Source organism: Streptomyces sp. NPDC005017, from assembly GCF_042873115.1.
Taxonomy (GTDB): Bacteria; Actinomycetota; Actinomycetes; order Streptomycetales; family Streptomycetaceae; genus Streptomyces.
Window position 1 is genome coordinate 1 of record NZ_JBIALD010000051.1, and the last position, 17211, is coordinate 17211.

Sequence of the window (17211 nt, forward strand, 5' to 3'; positions counted from 1 at the left end):
GCCCGATCCGCTCCCGGGCGGTCAGCTTGCCCTTGGCGTGCTGCGCGGCCGTCGCCTTCTCACCCGGACCGGCCAGCGCCCGCGCACGAATCTCGCGCAGCTCGGCGACGTGACCACGAATGTCCGTCGGCCCCGGCTCCGTCGGTACTGGGGCAGTCGTCATCGCCATCTCTGGTCCCTTTCTGGGACAGGACTGAGGAGAGAATCCCGCCCCGGATCCATGGAGAACATGATCAAACCGCCTATACGGTTTGGTTGAGCTGTGGTGGAAGAGGTTTTGGACACCGGTCGACTCACCGCCAACCCAGGGGCGGTGAGTAGTCCTCCGACCCGTCCCACCAGCTCCAACCGAGCGCCGGCGGCGGCTCGGGCTCCACCGGGGGATGCGACCGCAGTGCCAGCAACACCACGGCGAGAGCTGCCAGTTCCTCCTCGCTGGCAGCTCCGCGTTCCACCCGGAGTACGGCTTCTGAGCTCTTCATCCAGCCCGTCTCCTCCTCTCCCTGCAGGCTTGAGCCAGGGTCGACCGGACCACTCGAAAAGCACTGAGGGATCACTTGAGGCCGGACCGGTGTCCCGCCCCAACTGCGCTCCATGGCAAAGGTTTTACGCGCGCACAAGCGGTCGGTTTCGCTGTAGCGTCAACAGTGGGCCGCTGAGGCGACGACCTGGGACAGCTGTGCTCCAACAGGGCCGTACCGGTACTGGATCTGGAAGCCAGCGTTCCGAAAGTAGTCGTAGCGGAGTGCTTCCTACCGCTGGAAAGTAAACCGGGTGGTATGTATCTTCACAGGCCTGAGAGTCCTGAAGCACCAATACGCCGACGCCGCTCAGGGGGAACAGACATGTCTGCGAGCACGTTCAGTGTCGAACACGCGGTACCCGACACCTGGCGCACGGGGCGGGACGTGGCGATGCCACAGCAGGCCACAGCGCTTCGCTATCCGAGTCTCACCACCACGGTCCCGAAGGAGTTCGTGCACCGTGCCAGCGTCGCCGAGGTGATGCTCACCGACTGGGCACGCCTGGACGAACAGCACTTCACGGTGACCGCCCAGTGGCCGCGGCTGCACTGCTTCTTCGCCACGCTCGACGGCTTCCACGATCCGCTTCTGGTCGCTGAAACGATCCGGCAGGCCGGACTGCTCCTCGCGCACGCGGAGTTCGACGTCCCGCTCGACCACAAGTTCCTCATGTGGGACCTGTCGGTCGACATCGACGCCGAGCAGCTGCTCATCGGCGGCGCGCCGGCCTCCGTGGTCATCGACATCACCTGCTCGGACATCAAGTGGCGCGGCCGCAACATCTCGGGCCTGCACTTCGATGCCGTGATCCGCCGCGACGGACAGCAGGTCGCGACCGCGGGAGCCACCTTCACCTGCCTCGCTCCGGCCGTCTACCGGCGCCTGCGCACCCCGCGGATCGGCGAGGGAGTGGCGCCGATCCCGCTGACGAGCCCCATCGCGCCGCAGGACGTGGCCCGGCTGTCGCCGACGGACGTCGTGCTCTCCCCGCTGCCTGGGCAGGACAGCTGGCAGCTGCGCGTGGACACCAGGCACCCCGTGCTCTTCGACCACCCGGTCGACCACGTGCCGGGCATGGTGCTGCTGGAGGCCGCCCGCCAGGCCGCCATCGCCTACCTGGGCCGCGACTGCCTGCCGGTGGGCATCACCAGCGAGTTCACGCGCTACGCGGAGCTCGACGAGCCGTGCCTGGTCGAGGTGTGCTCCCTGCCGCGCGACGAGCAGGGCCGCGAGCGCGTGCTCGTGACCGGACGCCAGGAGGGCGAGATCGTCTTCTCCTCGACGCTCACGGCGGCACCGGCCACCGCCTGAACGAGGCAAGCGGCTCGAGGGAGAAGTTCCCTTGAGCCGCTTCCGCATGTCCTCAGAACCCAGGTGCCTTCAAGGCCGGGGCGCCTGCGATGCGCCGCGGGCCCAGGATGCTCCCGGACGACGAGGACCCCGGGTGCCCGAAGGCACCCGGGGTGAATCAGACCGATCGGGCCGTTGTCAGGCCGGGGCCGGCTCCGGCTCGGGCGCCTCGAGTGCTTCGAGCGCCGCACGCACCACACGGGCGCCCCGGTCCGGAGCCACGTCCAGCCGCATCAGCACCGCCGGAGAGGCGATGGAGGGCAGCAGGTGCTTCAGCAGCACCGAGGCCCGGTACTCGACATCGTCGAGGCCGGTCTCCAACTGGGCATAGAGCTGTACACCGTTGAAAGCGCTGACGACCAGCTCGGCGACCTCACGCGGCACCACGTGGGAGAGCGTCTCGCCCCGCCGGTGCGCCTCGGCGAGGACCTCGGTGAGCACGTCGACCCAGAGCGGCCAGGCGCTCCCGTAGTACTTGATGCCGGCGGGGTCCGACGAGAGCCGGGCACCCGCGCGCAGCAGTGGCTCGTGCCGCAGCCGGTGGGCCACCGTCATCGCGACGTCCACGACCTCCTGGAGCTTGACCTCCTGCTCGGGCAGCGCCTGGGCCGTCTGGAGCTCCAGGACCCCCTTGGCCAGCGCTTCCTTGGAGTCGAAGTGGAAGTACAGCGCTCCCTTGGTCACCCCTGCGGTCTTGAGGATGTCGGCGACTGTCGCCGCTGTGTACCCGTGTTCCGCGAAGACGACCGCGGCGGCCTCCAGAACTGCGCGACGGGTCCTGACCGCACGTTCCTGCTGGGCCATGGGACCTCCCTTTCCCTGAACCGCACCGGAGTCCTACGAGCCGTAGCCGCAGACCGGAGCACCAAGAACAAACCGTCCAAGAGGTACCTTATTCTCTTGGTCGATGGAATGACAGCGCTTGAGTTCGCCCAGTATTCGCCCCCTGATCCTCCGTGCAACCCCGGTCACAGGGCGTGTATCCCGTCGCTACGGAGCCGAAACGCGCTGGTCAGAGGAACTCTGTGGGGCCGTCCGAGGACTCTGTGGCGGCAGGGCGTAAAAACCATCCACCCTGTACGTTTCCCGGCTTGTTTTCATCGTCCCCCGGCCAGGTCAGGCGCCGACAGGAACCATACTCCCGGAAGCCGTCGGCACCCCGGCCGATCCGGTCCACAGCCGGCCCTCCGCCGCCTCGGCGTCCACGGCCCGCACCAGCCGCTCGTCGACCGCGTCGAGCGAGCCGACCATGTGCCGTACCCCGGCCCGACGCATCAGCTGGCGCTGGAAGCTGTGCTCGTAGGACGTCGGGTGCCCGATGAAGGCCGCCCCGAGCTCCTGGGCGACCTCGGCCACCCTCGCCACGTCGTCGATGAACAGCGCCTCGTCGCAGCGGACCCCGAAGACGTCCTCGGCGATCTCCCGGACACCCGGGCGGAAGCCGTCGGTGCAGACGTACAGAGGCTCGTCGAAGGCGTCCGCGTACGCGCCGAGGTGGCGCTCGAAGTGGTCGCGCTCCAGACCGCCGTAGCAGACCAGCTGGGCCCCGGTGGCGCGCAGCCGCTCCAGCAGGGCGCCGGCGCCCTCGGTGACCCGGACCGGGTTCTGCTCGAGGTAGGCCCGGCGCTCGCGGAAGTACTCCTGCACGACCTCCTCGGGCGTACCGGGAACGCCCATGGCGGCCGCGGCCCGCAGCTGCGTCTGCGACAGCACGGCCCGCTCCAGCTCGGCGGTGTAGACGCCGCCACGGCTCGTCACGAACCGGTGGATGACCGGACTGAACGTGTCGTTCAGCAACACCCCGTCGATGTTCACCGCGATCAGTCGCAGATGCCGCAAGGCCATCACAGAACCGCCTCTAAACGTCGGGCCGTACGACGGATGCGCACGGCGCCAGATGGGCAAGTCAGCGGCCCGCGCCGACTGCACCGGCCGCGCAGGCCTCATGTATTCGACAATAAACCGGACGTGCGGTTTCTTCAACAGCTATCCTTGAGCGGTATCGCTCGAGACAGGGGCTCATAACCGTGGGGGGAACGATGAGCAGCACGTTGAAGGGCAGAACGGCACTGGTCACGGGCGCGGGGCGGGGAATCGGCCGGGCCATCGCCCGGCGCCTGGCGGCGGACGGCGCGCTCGTCGCCGTGCACTACGGCAGCGACGAGACCTCGGCCCGCGAGACCGTCGAGCAGATCACCTACGAGGGCGGGCGCGCCTTCGCGCTGCACGGGCCGCTGGGCGTGCCCGACGACGTCCGTACGGTCTACGAGCGGCTCGACGCGGGACTGCACGACATGGGAGAGCCGGCCGAGCTCGACATCCTGGTCAACAACGCCGGCTTCAACGTCCGGGGCGGGGTGTCCGAGGTGACCCCGCAGGACTTCGACCAGCTCATGGCCGTTCATGCCAAGGCCCCGCTGTTCCTCGTGCAGGAGGGGCTGGGGCGGCTGCGCGGCAGCGGCCGGGTCATCAACATCAGCTCCGCCGCGACCCGGGTCGCCCTGCCGACCTCGCTGGCGTACTCCATGGCCAAGGGAGCCCTGGAGACCCTCACCCGCACGCTCGCCAAGGAACTGGGGCCGCGTCAGATCACCGTGAACTGCGTGGCGCCCGGCTTCGTCCGGACGGACCTGAACCAGCAGCGCTGGGCCACGCCCGAAGCCGAGGCCGTGCACGCCGCGTTCTCCGTGTTCGACCGGATGGGACAGCCGGGCGACATCGCCGATGTGGTGGCCTTCCTGGCGTCGCCGGACTCCCGCTGGGTGACCGGGCAGTGCATCGACGCGTCCGGCGGAACAGGACTGTAGTTCCGGCAGTTGCCCTCCCGGTCAGGTCACAGAGGCAGGGTGAGGTCCGGCTCCGGTGTCGCCGAGGGCTGCTGTACGCCGCCTGAGCGCGGCGTCTTGCGGCCCTTGGTGCCCGGAGCCAGGGTGCGGGGGTCCACGGCCTCAGCGGGCGCTCCAGCGGCGTACAGGCCCTTCGGGGCGGTGTCCCGGTCGTGCGGCAGCAGCCAGAACACCCGGCGGCGGAACGTGCCCGAGGACCGGGAGGGCTTCGCCCGCGGGCTCAGCAGCGCGTACCCGACCATGCGGCCGTCGCGGTGGTAGGCAGGCCGCCCCCGCCGTGTCGGCAGCCGGTCGAGGCTCTGGCGTACGTAGTCGAGACCGGCTATGTCCTCCAGCCAGACGAAGCCGACCTCGTGGACGATCTCGTCCTCTGCGATGAGAGAGCTCATGCAGTCTCCTCGTCGGCGAGCAGTCCGATGCCCGGGTAGTACTTGCGCTGGTTGGAGAGAATCATCTCTTTCGGCGACTCGAGCCTCACCAGTTCTCGGACCCGGGCCGCGAAGGACCGGGACGACATCGCCGGGGCGCCCTCATTCTGACACCACGTCCGGTAGGCGGCGTACAACTGTGTTTGTTCCGCCCTCAGTTCGGTGTCCAGTACGCAGCATTCGCCCAGGAACCTACCGGTGTGGTCCTCCGTCTCCGCATACGCGGTTGTGGCGATACGCACCCGCTCAGGCCCGCTGAGGCCCTTCTCGCCGCTCAGATAGCGCCGGGCACCCTGAACCAGCCAGTTGAGGATTCCGGGCCCTTCCTCGGTCACCAGGATGTCCGCGAGGTTGTCGATCTTCCGCTGGTCCGGCACCACCCGCTCGAACGGCAGCAGGCGCATCCGCCGCCAGAACGCGAAGCCGCCGGTGCCCACCTCGGGCCGGTGGTTGCCCAGCAGCCACAGCTTGTGCGTCGGCGAGAAGCTGAAGAAGTCCTGCCGCATCCGCCGCGCCTTGATCCGGTCGCCCCCCGTCAGCAGCTTCACCCGTGCCTCGTCGAACCGGTCCCCCGGCTTGACCTCGCTGCACACGATGATCCGCCTGCCGTGCAGTTCGGCCAGGTCGGTGGGGTGCCCCTCGTACGGGCGTGCCATCAGGAACCCGGGAGGTGCGACGTCCGCGTAGTCGCCTATCAGCTTCATCACCACGTCCAGGAGCACCGACTTGCCGTTCTTGCCCGAGCCGAACAGGAACGGCATCACCTGGCCGCCGACGTCGCCGGTGATGGAGTAGCCCAGCAGCAGGTGCAGGAAGTCGATCATCTCCGCGCAGTCGGGCCCCTCACCGAAGGTGTCGGTCAGGAACCGGTCCCAGCGCGGGGTGGGCATCGGCTCCGGTGAGACGGTCGTGCGACGCGAGTGGAAGTCCTTGTGCGGCTGCGGCGCCCTGACGAGCCCGGTACGCAGATCGACGATGCCCGCCGGGGTGCACAAGGCGTACGGATCGGCGTCCAGCAGCGACGCGTTCATCACCATGCCGGGAGCCGAACGCGCCTGGACGAGCATCGCCGTCATGGCGCTGGTGCTCAGCGAACGGCGGCGGTGCTGCTGGAGCGCCCTCTCTGTGTACACACCTCGCGGATCGGACGTGGCGATGGACTCGGCCAGGTCTCCGGCCGCCCACATCATCGTGTCGTCGTCGTCCGGCTGCCAGCGGGTGCGGTCCCAGCGGAACCAGCCGAGGCCGGGCACGTGCTTGTAGTCGTTGGCATAGAGCTTCACGAACAGCTTGGCGTTGCCACGGTCGCTGAGGGTGTCCGGCAGCAGTCCGTCGGCCTCGGCCTCCATCGGTACCTGGACACTGTCGACCGGATTCTGACTCGAACGAGGAAGCGGCACCGCCCGGTCGAGAGTACGTGCGGCGGCCCTCGTGCTGTCGAAGGCGAAAAGTGCGTCGTCGTGCCCTGAGGTCACCCTCGACCCCGCACTTCCCCGGACCTTGACGCGGAGAGCCTCAAGCCACCGTGCGATTTCCGCAGCTCAGCAGTCATCTGCACCCCCCGTGAGCGACCGAAGCGACTGAACGACCAACACAGATTAACGAAGCGGACGCTCAGGGTGGTGCGCCTGTGGATACCGGATTCAAGCCGACTTCGCCTCCCGGACGTCCGTCCGACGGCCTCTCAGCGACTCAGCGACTGAAGGGCAGCGACTGAAGCCCTTCAGTCGCTCTTTCAGTCGCTGCATAAAAGCGCAGGTCAGAAGGGGTGAAGCTATCAAAACAGCGACTGAAGCGACTCAGCGACTCTATATATAACGCCCACACGCGCATACGCACGCGCATACACGCGCACACGCGTTGCTCTTCATATACCCAGTCGCTGAGTCGCTTCAGTCGCTGATCTGGGGAGCGCGACGCTCTGACCTGGGATTTCCTCAAGCGACTCACAGCGACCCAAGGAATGCTCAGTCGCTGTTCTTCAGTCGCTCGGTCGCTGGGGAGGCTCCACCAACCCTCCAGCGACACTTGATCAACTGTTGGCGAAACCTTTCCTCCATGTCGGAGCCTCGGTCGCTTCAGTCGCTGGGCCGGATGCGGACACTCATCCGGAATACTGAGACCCGCAGCTGTCCGTGTGACGAGGGAGGGAGGCCCACATGCCAGAGCGCAACCAGGACTTCGGCAAGTACGGTGCCCGCGGCATCAGGGGGCACGAGGCCGTCGCCCGCCGCCTCGACGCCCTCGCCGGCTATATCGCCACCCCCGTGACCACCCGCCGCGGGCTGCTGGCCCGGCTGCACTACCTCACCCGCACCGAGCACGCCCGCGCAGCTGCCCGGGAGGCGGGCCTGACGGTCACCGACCGCACTCTCAAGGCCTGGCTGGACGGCAAGCGCACCCCCACCCAGAAGAACCTCGAACGCGTCGACGCGGCCTACCGCGCGGTCCGTCGCCACAACGTCGCCCGCTACCTGCTGGCACGCCTCAACCGCGAGGGCCGCGGCACCCGGGTGGAGATCCACCCCCTCAACCAGTCCCAGGTCTCCCGCCCAAGGCAGCGCTTCGTTGAGTTCCGCACACTCAACATCCGCCAGTGGGACCGGATCGTCGATGCCTGGGCTGCCGACGACACCGAGGCCCTCGACGAGGCCTGGGTCGACCGCATCGTCGACCTCGGTTCACAGTGGGGCCAGTACGAGTACGTCACCAACATCGGCTTCGCGGCCTGACCCAGCCCTCTCAAAGCACTCCTTTAACGGCCCTCACAGGCCGCTGTGTTCGCGCAGCCGGGCATCGATAGGTCTCGGTGCCCGGACCTACGCCACAGGACCCCTGGAGCCCCCTCAGCATCGGCGGCCTACAGGCCGGGGTCGCTCAAAACTTCCTTGAAGCGTGGCTGATACCGGAACGTGGTTGCTGGAGGCACACGCGCGCCTGAACGACCGCGTGCAGCGCCGTCGTGGCGGACTTTCGAGGGCACAGGTTCAGACGTGGCGGCAGTAAGTCCCCATCACATCGGCCAGCTACGGACGGTCAGTTGACGATGTAAGAGAGCGCAACGCCCAGATACCCACTGACCTGCGGAAACGTCCTAGGAGACCCAGTTCCTAGGAACTGGGTGGCAGTTCCTAGGAACTGCCTAGATTGCTCTCACGTCAATGAGCAAAGGCCCCCGAGGAGGCCCCAACAGCCCTGTTCGCGGGGCTGTTTCGCCTTATGCGTAAGCGACCTCGGCGAGTGAGGAAGGTACTTCGACACGGCTGGGAGGACCGAGTTCATTGACTTGGTGCTCATGTACGTTAGGTTCATCAGGTCGGCCTCGCGGCCGTGTTCCGACTGCCCATCAACCCGTGTACGGAGGCCCCTTTTGGGAGCGGTACGCAGACTGGTCGACGCCAACACAGGCGAGCCGGTCCCCTATGCGCCGTACGCGTTCGCAGGCCGGCACACCCAGGTGGACAAGACGCGTGTCGAGGCGATCACCGAGTCGAAGGCGTTCACACCGAGTCAGAAGTTCCTCGTCCTGTGGTGGATCGGCGTCTCGCCGGAAGGCATGAACCCGCTGCGTGCGACAGGTTCCGACATCGCCAAACGAGTGGGAATGTCCAGCGACGCCGTCGGGAAAATCAACCGGAAGCTGGCCAAACACCGCATCCTGGTGGTGCGAGGACGCATCGGCAACTACAACCTGTACCGCATCAGCCCGTACATTGCCTTTCACGGAACAGGGCTGGAGCAGCGGGAAGCGGTCAGGACGTGCAACCCGCCGGACATCCCTGGATTCGACGACAAGACCCCTGCGCGGTGGGAGGCCCAGTGACCAGTGACGACAAGCAGAAGAACCTGGAGCTGCTCAAGGCCACGGCCGGCATGACCGCCAACCAGCGCCTTGTCGTCATGCTCTACGCCCTGCACCCGACCGACCGGGCCGGAGCCGTCGTCGAGACCGCGGCGAACCTCTCCGCCCTCGTGGGCATGTCCGCCCCCGTCTTCTCCCGCACCCGCAAGCAGGTCATCGAAGCGGGCTGGCTCGAGGAGTCGGACAAGCTCGCCCACATCCGGTACTACCGCCTCAGCCCCAAGGCCCTCGGCGAGCACGTGGTGGTCCCCCTGCGCCGGGCAACCTGATCCTTGTCCTGGGCGCAATGAAGGCGTCCCACAGAGCGTTCCTCATTAGCACCAAGTCAATGAGGAGCTGTCTGTGGGACGCCTTCATTGCGCCCACGTTCAACAACCAGCCGAGGACGGTCCAGATGCGACCTCGCTCGGCAGCACTGGCGCACAAGCAGCCCTGCGCCGACACGCCCTCCGAGCACCCGCAGCCGCGCTGAGGGGGTGTCGGACTTCAGCCTGATCTAGCGCGGAACCCCGGGCGTTCGCGCCCGGGAGGAAGCGCTTCTCCGGATCGCTCTGACCCGCGGGGACCCACGGGCCTGCACCGTTGCCCTCAGCCGGGTCGCTTCTGGTTCTCGATGTACTCCTTGATGATTTCCAGCGGTGCTCCGCCGCACGAGGCGGCGAAGTACGAAGGCGACCAGAAGTGCTCACCCCACAGGTACTTACGGATATGGTCTGGGAACTCCTGGCGGAGCCTGCGGGCGGAGACGCCCTTGAGGGAGCCGACTAGCCGCGAGATGGCGACCTTGGGCGGGTAGTGCACCAGCAGGTGGACGTGATCACGCCCGCCGTTGAACTCCACCAGCTCGGTGTCGAAGTCCGTGCACACGGCCCGCATGACCTCCTCGCAGCGCCGGAGGATCTCGTCGGTGAACGGGCCGCGCCGGTACCTGGGTGTGAAGACCAAATGCGCGTGGAGGGTGTGGACGACTGTTCTACCCCTGCGGATGTCGGGGTTCGGCTCCCAGCGTGGTGACATAGAGCATTGATACGATCACGCCCGTGAAACTCGCCGTGCAGGTGAAGCTGATACCGCAGGCCGAGCAGGCCGCCGCGCTGTCCGCGACCCTGCGCACGGTCAACGATCTGGCGTGCTGGGTCTCCGAAGTGGCGTTCGCCCGCGGGGTGCCGCGTGAGTACGAGCTGCGCAAGCACACCTACCCGCGCCTCAAGGCCGAAGGTCTGGGGGCGCAGGCCGCCCAGCACACCATCAAGAAGGTCCGCGACGCCTACACGACGCTCAAGGCCAACCTCAGGGCCGGGAACCTCGGCAAACCGGGCTCCAAGCGGCGCAGGAAGGCCGAGTCCAAGCCCGTCTCCTTTCGTCCCGAGGCGGCCCAGCCGTACGACGACCGGTGTCTGAGCTGGCAGTACGACGCGCGGACGGTGTCCATCTGGACCACCGCCGGCCGTATCCGGGGTGTGCGGTTCATCTGCTCCGCCGACGGCATGAAGATGCTGCGCGAGCACCGGCAGGGCGAATCGGATCTGGTGGAACGCGACGGCGTGTTCTATCTGATCGCCACCTGCGAGGTTCCCGAGGCCGAGACGTACGAGCCGGACGGGTTCATCGGCGTGGACCTCGGCATCGTCAATATCGCCACCACGTCCACCGGCTACCAGGCCGCCGGGCGCGATGTGAACCGGCGCCGCCAACGCCACGGCGATCTGCGCACCAAGCTTCAGCGCAAGGGCACCAAGTCCGCCAAGCGGCTGCTGAAGAAGCGCAGCCGGCGCGAGCGGCGCCATGTCTGCAACACCAACCACATCATCGCGAAGCGCATCGTGACCGAGGCTGAACGCACCTCGGCCGGAATCGCCCTGGAAGACCTGGGCGGCATCCGGCAGAGGGTACGGCTCCGCAAGCCCCAACGGGTCACGCTCCACTCCTGGGCCTTCGCCCAGCTCGCAGACTTCATCGTCTACAAGGCACGCCGCGCAGGCGTGCCCCTGGTCCACGTCGATTCCGCCTACACCTCACAGACGTGCTGCGAGTGCGGCCACGTCGACAAGAAGAACCGGGTCGGCCAGTCCCTCTTCGTCTGCCGGAACTGCGGGGTCGTTGCCCACGCGGACCGGAATGCTTCCCACAACATCGCCCAGCGTGGCGTCGTGGTGTGGGATGCGGGGCGTGAGTCACGCGTCCCTGCCACCCCGTAAGGGGTGTCTGGACGGAGGAGTCCACCCGGCAGCCAGCCGGGCACTACCTCCAAGCCCGGTCCCTTTAGGACCGGGTCAAGTTGACGTCCCACCCAGATCCAGACCCTGCTCTCTCCGGACGAGCGGAGCGCCCCTCATGACACGACTCCACGAGGGGCGTTCGCGCAACCCCGTCTACTCCGCTCAGCCGTCAGCCCGAGCCCGAGCCGCCTCGACGAACCCCTCGGCCAACTCCCCCAGCCGAGCAGGATCCCGTTCCAGAGCCCGCATGCTCAGAAACCGCAGCAGATCGAAGAACAGTTCGTCACTGCCCACCTTGGCGTTCAGCAGCATCGCCAGCGCCCCAGGCTGATCGAACGGCACCGGCCGCCCCCGCAGCTCCTCCCCCACACCGGATTCCCCACGAGGCTCAGGCACCCCGTCGACCGCCGAAGCAGAGCCCCCGGTGATTACGCCGTAATCACCCTGAGCCCCCTGAACCGGGTCGCGAGTGATTACGTCGTAATCACCCTGCGCCTCCCCACCCACCACCTCGGCGACGCCACCACCGTCACCGACGCCCTCACTGTCAGCCCGCCCGGTGATTACGCCGTAATCACCGGAGCCCTTCTCAGCGCCGCCCTCTCGTCCAGCCCGAGGAGTGATTACGCTGTAATCACTCGCGTCGGCAGCTTGCCCCGAGGGATCGGCCGACGGGACGGGCGTAGGACTACTCGAAGGGTCGGTGATTACGCCGTAATCACTTGGGGCGGCCTCGCCAGCCCCAGCTGCGGCTTCAGAAGGACGACCTTCTCCCCCAGCCCCCCTCCCCTTGAGCTCCTTCTGCTGCTTGAGCTGCTCCAGGGCCGCTTCCTGCTCCTCGGCAGGCTTGTTGCCCACAGCACGCAGCAGATCGATGGGCTCCTCGCCGATACGAGCCTGAAGCTCGGGTGTGAGATGCAGCAGGGCGAGGCGCTGCGAGACCCACCCCTGTGACCGATGCAGCCGCTTGGCAAGCGCCCGCTGACTGCCATGGATGGCGAGCAACCGCTGAAGGGCCCGGGCCTCGTCGAGTTCCTCGAGGTCCTGCCGGTGGATGTTCGCGACGAGTGCGGACTCCAGCAGCTCCTCGGAGGTGCTCCCCTGGTCGTCACTGACCATGACCTTGATCGTGGCCAGTCCGGCCTCACGGGCGGCGGCCAGCCGGCTGCTGCCGTCGACGACGACATACGTGGTGTCGGGCTCCAGCGCGGACTCATGCGCGGGGTTGGCCTTGACGTAGGCGTCCCGGTTCATGACAGTGATGGCTTGCTTCTGCCCATGAGTCTGCAGACTCCCGGCCAGATCCGTCAGATCGCCCAGCGTGGAACGCGGGTTGTCGGGGTTGGGACTGACCCGGTGAACAGGAAGCTCGCTGGGCGGGGCAACGCCATCAGTAGGAACCCCTGTGGCCGCGGCCACGGCCTGCCGCCGCGCGCTGACGGGCCGCACTCCCCCACCGAACCGCCCGGCACCGAGCCGATCGGCCTTGCTCACAGGACCTCCCGAGCCAACGCACGCATCCCGACGGCCTGCTGAGACTTGGGCGCGTAAGACAGCAGAGGCTTCTTCACGCGGACGGCTTCCTTCTGCTCCTTCAGATCCCCGATCACTCCCACGACCCGAGGATCCTTTATGTCCACCCACCCCTGCAGGGACGAGGTGGCGATGTACCCACGCCGCGAGTCATACAGATTCACGACGATCCCGAGGTAGTCGATGTCTACCTGAAGGTCCCCCCGCAGGTCGTCGATCTGCGAGGTGAGCAACTCATAGGCGTCGGCCGAACTGTCCTCGGCCTGCACGACGATGAGCGCCCCCGACTGCCCGGGCGCCTCCCCGCTTCGCCGCCGCCCGTAGTAGGCGGCCGCGTCCATGCTGAGCCCGAGGCTCGGCGGACAGTCGACGATGATTACGTCGTAATCACTCTCCAGCGGAGCGAGCGCCCGCTCCAGCGCAGCCTCCCGAGCCCGCACCGCGGACAGCCGCACATCAAGCAGGAACGCGTCATGACAGGCGGGCAGCAGATGCAACCGCCCCCCGAAGACGTCCTCATCGATGGACACGACGAGATCCCGCAGCTCGCCCTTGGCGTCCCCGGCCATGTGATTGGTGAGGCTGTCGCCGGTCATGGGCAGGGGAGTGGCACCCAGCTGGTTGGTCAGATGGCACTGCGGATCGAAGTCGACGAGCAGCACTCGAAGTCCCGGCCCGGGCAGGTTCTCCACATCGAGCGGATCCTCCACGGCCGCGCCCTGGTCCCCCGACTCCTCACTCGCACGAAGGGCAAGAGCAAGGGCCTTGGCCACACGCACAGGGTGCAGTGAGTTGGAGTCCTCGGAGAGGGCCTCTCCCAGTCCGGCGGTGATGGCGGTCTTCCCCACTCCGCCCTTCTGATTGCAGACCACGAACCGCCGAGTCACGGCCGGCCGCTTCACCTCGGGCGCCGGATGGGTGTCGAGCCACAACTGCACGGACTGGGCGAGCCCCTGAATCAGGGAAACCCGCCGATCGGCGGCAACCTGCCGGAACTCCTCCCACTGCCCGGACGGCAGAAACGTGGCGAAGGAATCGGCCCCAGCGGTATCGACGGCCGCGGTGGCCGAGGCCAGGGAGCACCACTCCCGGACCCCTGCCTCCACAGCCGCCTGAATCTCAACCCCGCACTGCGCGGCTCTGACCTTCAGACTCTGCCGGAGCCATCCCGGCAGCTTCGAAACGACCTTCTCCCGGTCGCTAGGGGTGACTGGCGAACTCATGGAAGACACCATACTAACGTCCAAGATCACCTCCCACCCCGACACGTTAGCAACCCCAACTTCACCATCCTGATTACGCCGTAATCACCCCATCCCTCCACCCATCCTCGAGCGGCGGGGGTGATTACGCCGTAATCACCCCCGCCGCTAGGGCAGGTACTGAGCTCCCTCCGCGGCCGTGCCGACGAGCCCGCGCTCGGCTTCAGTGAGCGCACTGGCCCAGGCAGCGGAACCGCCGCGCGCCGGATTCTCCCGGCTCAGACCGAGAACTGAGCCCATCGGCCTGCAGGGTCTACCACTTCATGCCGAGGGTGTTGAGGTCGTTTTGTCGTTGTTCGGTGAGTCGTGTGGCTCTGCGGCGGGTGTTGGAAAGCCATTGCCCGAGGCGGATCTCCACGCCGTTGTTGAGTTGTTCGGTGTGGTGTCTGGGTACGGCGAGGTGGCCTTCGCGTGTGTGGTACTGGCGGGCCGCGGCAAGGTTGATGGCCCATTTGTCGTCCTGGCTCCGCCGCTTGGGCTGCTCGTCGTCGCCCGCGGCCTGGAGTCCGATGACGCTTTCGAGGAGCCATTGCTGGGCGGGCAGCAGCTTGTCCCACCCGAGCCGCTGTGCTGTGGTCCAGGCGCCGAGGTCTTCGCCCTGGACGAGGACCTCACCCGTGGCCGGGGCGAGGGTGCCGCCGGTCTCCAGGTGGGTGCGTGTGAGGTGGAAGGCGCGCTGCCAGGCGATGTCCCACCCCATGGGGCACCAGCCCGCATCGATGTCCTCCAGGGCTTTCAGGCGGCCTTCGGGGAGTTCTCCGGTGTAGGAGACGCTCTCGCCCGCGGCACGCCGTCCGGTGTTCTGCCAGGTCTTGCGGGCGGCGGCTCGCTGGTTCTTGACCCATACACCGATGGGGTAGCCGTCGCCCCAGACGGCGTGGGTGGGCGGGAGGAGGTGTCCGTGCGCGGCGGCGTAGGAACGGGCGACGGCGAGGCCTTCGTCCCAGGCGATGTCGTGGTGTGACCACACCATTCCCAGCGCTTCCAGTTCCTCGACGCGGAGGGCGTCGAGGTCGCCGGAGTTGTAGTAGCGCCGCTGGTCGGCCAGCCATACTCCGAGCGGGAACCCGGCGGCCGTCCCGGCGCCGTCGTCCGGGACCCGGTACTCGTAGGGCACACGCAGTTGCCTGCCACCGCTCTCGCGCAGCCATCGGCTGGCGGCCGCGAGACCGCGCCGCCAGTACGTCTTCTCCGGGTCGATGACCCGCAGTCTGACGAACTGCGCGATGGCCACGGGATCGCGTTCCTCGCTGAAACGCAGCAGCCCTCTTGCGGCCGGCCGGGCAGCGCCCGCGTCTTCGCCGCCCACCTGATCCAGATCCAGTTCCTGGTGCGCGCTGTTCTCGTGTTCCTCGGGATGCTCGTAGCGGCCGCTGCGGGGGCGGGGGTCGGCGAGGGCTTCGATGGTGTCGGTGTCGTGTGCGCGCAGGGCTCCGAGGACCTTCGCGAGGGTGCCGTAAGCGTCTGAGGTCAGCATTTCCCCTGCTTCCTCGCCTGGTGCAAGGAATACGGGGACCACGAGGGTGGCGATTTTTCCTCTTCCGGGCTGGATACGCAGTGCCCGTCCGACCATTTGCACGATGTCGACCATGGAGCCGCGTGCATCGCAGAAGGCGACCGCGTCACAGTTCGCGGTGTCGACGCCTTCACCGAGAACCTTCACGGAACTGAGAACCCGCAATGCAGCCGGAATATCCGAATCACCGCCGGCATGGTCGGCAATGAAATCGGAGGCGAACTCATCGAGCACCTGGCGTCGATGGCCGGCGGTGTGCTCGCCGTACAGCCAGTCTGCCCACACCCGCTCCGCGGGCGGGAACGCCTCGGGGTCCTCGGCCCGCAGCCGCGCCGCGACCCCGGGCACGCCTGTCGCCATGGCTTCGGCCTCGGCAACCCGGCTGTGGAACGTCAGCACACGGCGCAGCCGCTCTTTCGCGGCGGCGGTGAGCAGCCCGGTCTGCAGCGCGGCGAGCCGTGCCCCGCGCACGGAGTCGGAGCCGGCCGACCCGACGGCGATCGCGGTGTGCAGCTCCGGGTCGCGGATATCCAGGCAGACGACCTGGTACGGGGCGACGAGCCCGCGCTGGATGGCTTCCGACAGCCTCAGCTTGTAAGCGACGGGCCCGAACACGGGGCCGTCCTCGTCCATGCTCGCGACCAGCCGCGGCATGTCTCCCTCGGCCTCCCACACCCGCGCCGTTGCGGTCATGTACAGCCGTCGCACGGCCGGGATGCGTGCCTGGTCGTGTACGGCCGCCCACGGCTTGCCCGCATCACCACTCGTGCGGTGCGCCTCGTCAACGACCATGAGGTCCCACACGCCCAGCCCGGCCTCGTGCGCGCGCTGCAGGATGCCCAGGCCGACGGCCGCGTAGGTCGCGAACACCGTCACCGTCTCCAGGTCCTGGAGCCAGTCGGCCAGTTCGCCCGGGTCGGTGGTGCAGGGGATGCCGTCGCTGTCCTGGGCACGCAGTGAGCACACCCCGACCATTGCTCCGCGCCGGCCGCCCTGGCGCCAGGCGGCGGCCATCTGTGTCAGCAGGTCCAAGGTGGGCACCAGGACCAGGACGCGGCAGGCGGACAGCTGCCGTGCGGACTCCACGGCGATCAGGGTTTTACCGGACCCTGTCGCGGCAATTACCTGTGTCCGAAGTCCTTCGGGAGGCATGTGTCCGCCAGGAGGAGTCTGCAAATGACGCATGACGCCGTCCACTGCCTCTACCTGATGAGGCCTCAACTCGATTTTCGGCATCAGAGAGTCCTTTTCATCCACCCAGGTACGGCAAGTGACGGAGATTCACCAGTCACCGATACGCATGCTTCTCTGCAGGCACTTGGGCTCATGCCGCAAGGGCATCGGTGTTGTTCTCTGAGCCCAGAGTCTAGCCTAGATCTCAAAATGACACACCGGCTTATATCAGAGACCGCATACGCCAGAGATTCACCGACCCCGGAACAAGCGCGGCTACCCGCTGCCCAGCCAGCCTCTGACGCGCGCGGAGCGTGCGTCAGTTGCCGTACCGGACTGCGGAGCAGGCCAGTACGGCTTGATCCGGCGTCAGCCGGATCGCCGGATCACGGAGTGGTCCGGCAGGCGGGACGGAGTCCCGGCGCATCCGGCGCGGAGCGCCGGATGGTACCCGCCGCGTAGCGGCGGCGCGTCGTCTTCGCGGAGCGAAGCGCGCGC

General features: G+C 67.5%; 15 protein-coding genes. 6 read left to right on the plus strand and 9 right to left on the minus strand.

Features of this window, described 5'->3' with window-relative positions:
* Nucleotides 1-293: 293 nt before the first annotated feature.
* Nucleotides 294-482, minus strand: coding sequence for an acyl-CoA carboxylase epsilon subunit (locus tag ACFYR0_RS37475; protein WP_386387523.1), 189 nt, complete (start codon nt 480-482; stop codon nt 294-296).
* A gap of 363 nt (nt 483-845) precedes the next feature.
* On the opposite strand from ACFYR0_RS37475, the gene ACFYR0_RS37480 reads away from it, so the two are divergent.
* Nucleotides 846-1835: a ScbA/BarX family gamma-butyrolactone biosynthesis protein gene (locus ACFYR0_RS37480; RefSeq protein WP_389338778.1), complete on the plus strand. Its 990-nt coding sequence runs from the start codon at nt 846-848 to the stop codon at nt 1833-1835.
* A 177-nt stretch (nt 1836-2012) separates the two neighbouring features.
* On the opposite strand, the gene ACFYR0_RS37485 is transcribed toward ACFYR0_RS37480, so the two are convergent.
* Nucleotides 2013-2678, minus strand: a complete 666-nt coding sequence (locus ACFYR0_RS37485; RefSeq protein ID WP_386387519.1) for a ScbR family autoregulator-binding transcription factor — start codon at nt 2676-2678, stop codon at nt 2013-2015.
* A gap of 312 nt (nt 2679-2990) precedes the next feature.
* On the minus strand, nt 2991-3719 hold the full coding sequence (locus ACFYR0_RS37490) for an HAD family hydrolase (protein ID WP_389338782.1): 729 nt from the start codon (nt 3717-3719) through the stop codon (nt 2991-2993).
* 194 nt (nt 3720-3913) lie between these two features.
* Between ACFYR0_RS37490 and ACFYR0_RS37495 the strand changes: the two genes are divergently transcribed.
* On the plus strand, nt 3914-4681 hold the full coding sequence (locus ACFYR0_RS37495) for an SDR family oxidoreductase (protein WP_389338785.1): 768 nt from the start codon (nt 3914-3916) through the stop codon (nt 4679-4681).
* A gap of 26 nt (nt 4682-4707) precedes the next feature.
* On the opposite strand, the gene ACFYR0_RS37500 is transcribed toward ACFYR0_RS37495, so the two are convergent.
* Together ACFYR0_RS37500 and ACFYR0_RS37505 are read right to left on the minus strand one after the other, a co-directional pair.
* A complete protein-coding gene (locus ACFYR0_RS37500) occupies nt 4708-5109 on the minus strand; it encodes a DUF6009 family protein (protein WP_389338788.1) in 402 nt (133 codons plus the stop codon).
* Nucleotides 5106-6497, minus strand: a complete 1392-nt coding sequence (locus ACFYR0_RS37505) for a phage/plasmid primase, P4 family (protein WP_389338791.1) — start codon at nt 6495-6497, stop codon at nt 5106-5108. Before ACFYR0_RS37505 ends, ACFYR0_RS37500 begins: the two co-directional genes overlap by 4 nt.
* 810 nt (nt 6498-7307) lie before the next feature.
* Here ACFYR0_RS37505 and ACFYR0_RS37510 point away from each other — a divergent pair.
* The 3 genes from ACFYR0_RS37510 to ACFYR0_RS37520 all read left to right on the plus strand — a co-directional run bounded on the left by ACFYR0_RS37510 (nt 7308) and on the right by ACFYR0_RS37520 (nt 9279).
* Nucleotides 7308-7880, plus strand: a complete 573-nt coding sequence (locus ACFYR0_RS37510; protein ID WP_389338794.1) for a transcriptional regulator — start codon at nt 7308-7310, stop codon at nt 7878-7880.
* Between the two features lie 638 nt (nt 7881-8518).
* On the plus strand, nt 8519-8971 hold the full coding sequence (locus tag ACFYR0_RS37515; protein ID WP_386387511.1) for a MarR family transcriptional regulator: 453 nt from the start codon (nt 8519-8521) through the stop codon (nt 8969-8971).
* Nucleotides 8968-9279: a replication initiation protein, RepL2 gene (locus ACFYR0_RS37520; protein ID WP_386387509.1), complete on the plus strand. Its 312-nt coding sequence runs from the start codon at nt 8968-8970 to the stop codon at nt 9277-9279. The genes ACFYR0_RS37515 and ACFYR0_RS37520 overlap by 4 nt, the downstream gene beginning before the upstream one ends.
* A 319-nt stretch (nt 9280-9598) precedes the next feature.
* On the opposite strand, the gene tnpA is transcribed toward ACFYR0_RS37520, so the two are convergent.
* Nucleotides 9599-10027 carry an IS200/IS605 family transposase gene (tnpA, locus tag ACFYR0_RS37525; RefSeq protein ID WP_389338799.1) on the minus strand — a complete coding sequence of 143 codons (429 nt, stop codon included), beginning with the start codon at nt 10025-10027 and terminating at the stop codon, nt 9599-9601.
* Between the two features lie 23 nt (nt 10028-10050).
* On the opposite strand from tnpA, the gene ACFYR0_RS37530 reads away from it, so the two are divergent.
* Nucleotides 10051-11208 carry an RNA-guided endonuclease InsQ/TnpB family protein gene (locus ACFYR0_RS37530; protein ID WP_389338802.1) on the plus strand — a complete coding sequence of 386 codons (1158 nt, stop codon included), beginning with the start codon at nt 10051-10053 and terminating at the stop codon, nt 11206-11208.
* 183 nt (nt 11209-11391) lie between these two features.
* Here ACFYR0_RS37530 and ACFYR0_RS37535 read toward each other — a convergent pair whose 3' ends face one another.
* The 3 genes from ACFYR0_RS37535 to ACFYR0_RS37545 form a co-directional block, all read right to left on the minus strand.
* Entirely contained in the window at nt 11392-12723 is a 1332-nt protein-coding gene (locus ACFYR0_RS37535; protein WP_389338805.1) for a ParB/RepB/Spo0J family partition protein, read from the minus strand.
* The gene (locus ACFYR0_RS37540) at nt 12720-13985 is read right to left on the minus strand and encodes a ParA family protein (RefSeq protein ID WP_386387506.1); all 1266 of its coding nucleotides are present in this window, start codon (nt 13983-13985) and stop codon (nt 12720-12722) included. The genes ACFYR0_RS37535 and ACFYR0_RS37540 overlap by 4 nt, the downstream gene beginning before the upstream one ends.
* Nucleotides 13986-14277: 292 nt before the next feature.
* On the minus strand, nt 14278-16776 hold the full coding sequence (locus ACFYR0_RS37545) for a Helicase associated domain protein (protein WP_389338809.1): 2499 nt from the start codon (nt 16774-16776) through the stop codon (nt 14278-14280).
* Between the last annotated feature and the right edge of the window lie 435 nt (nt 16777-17211).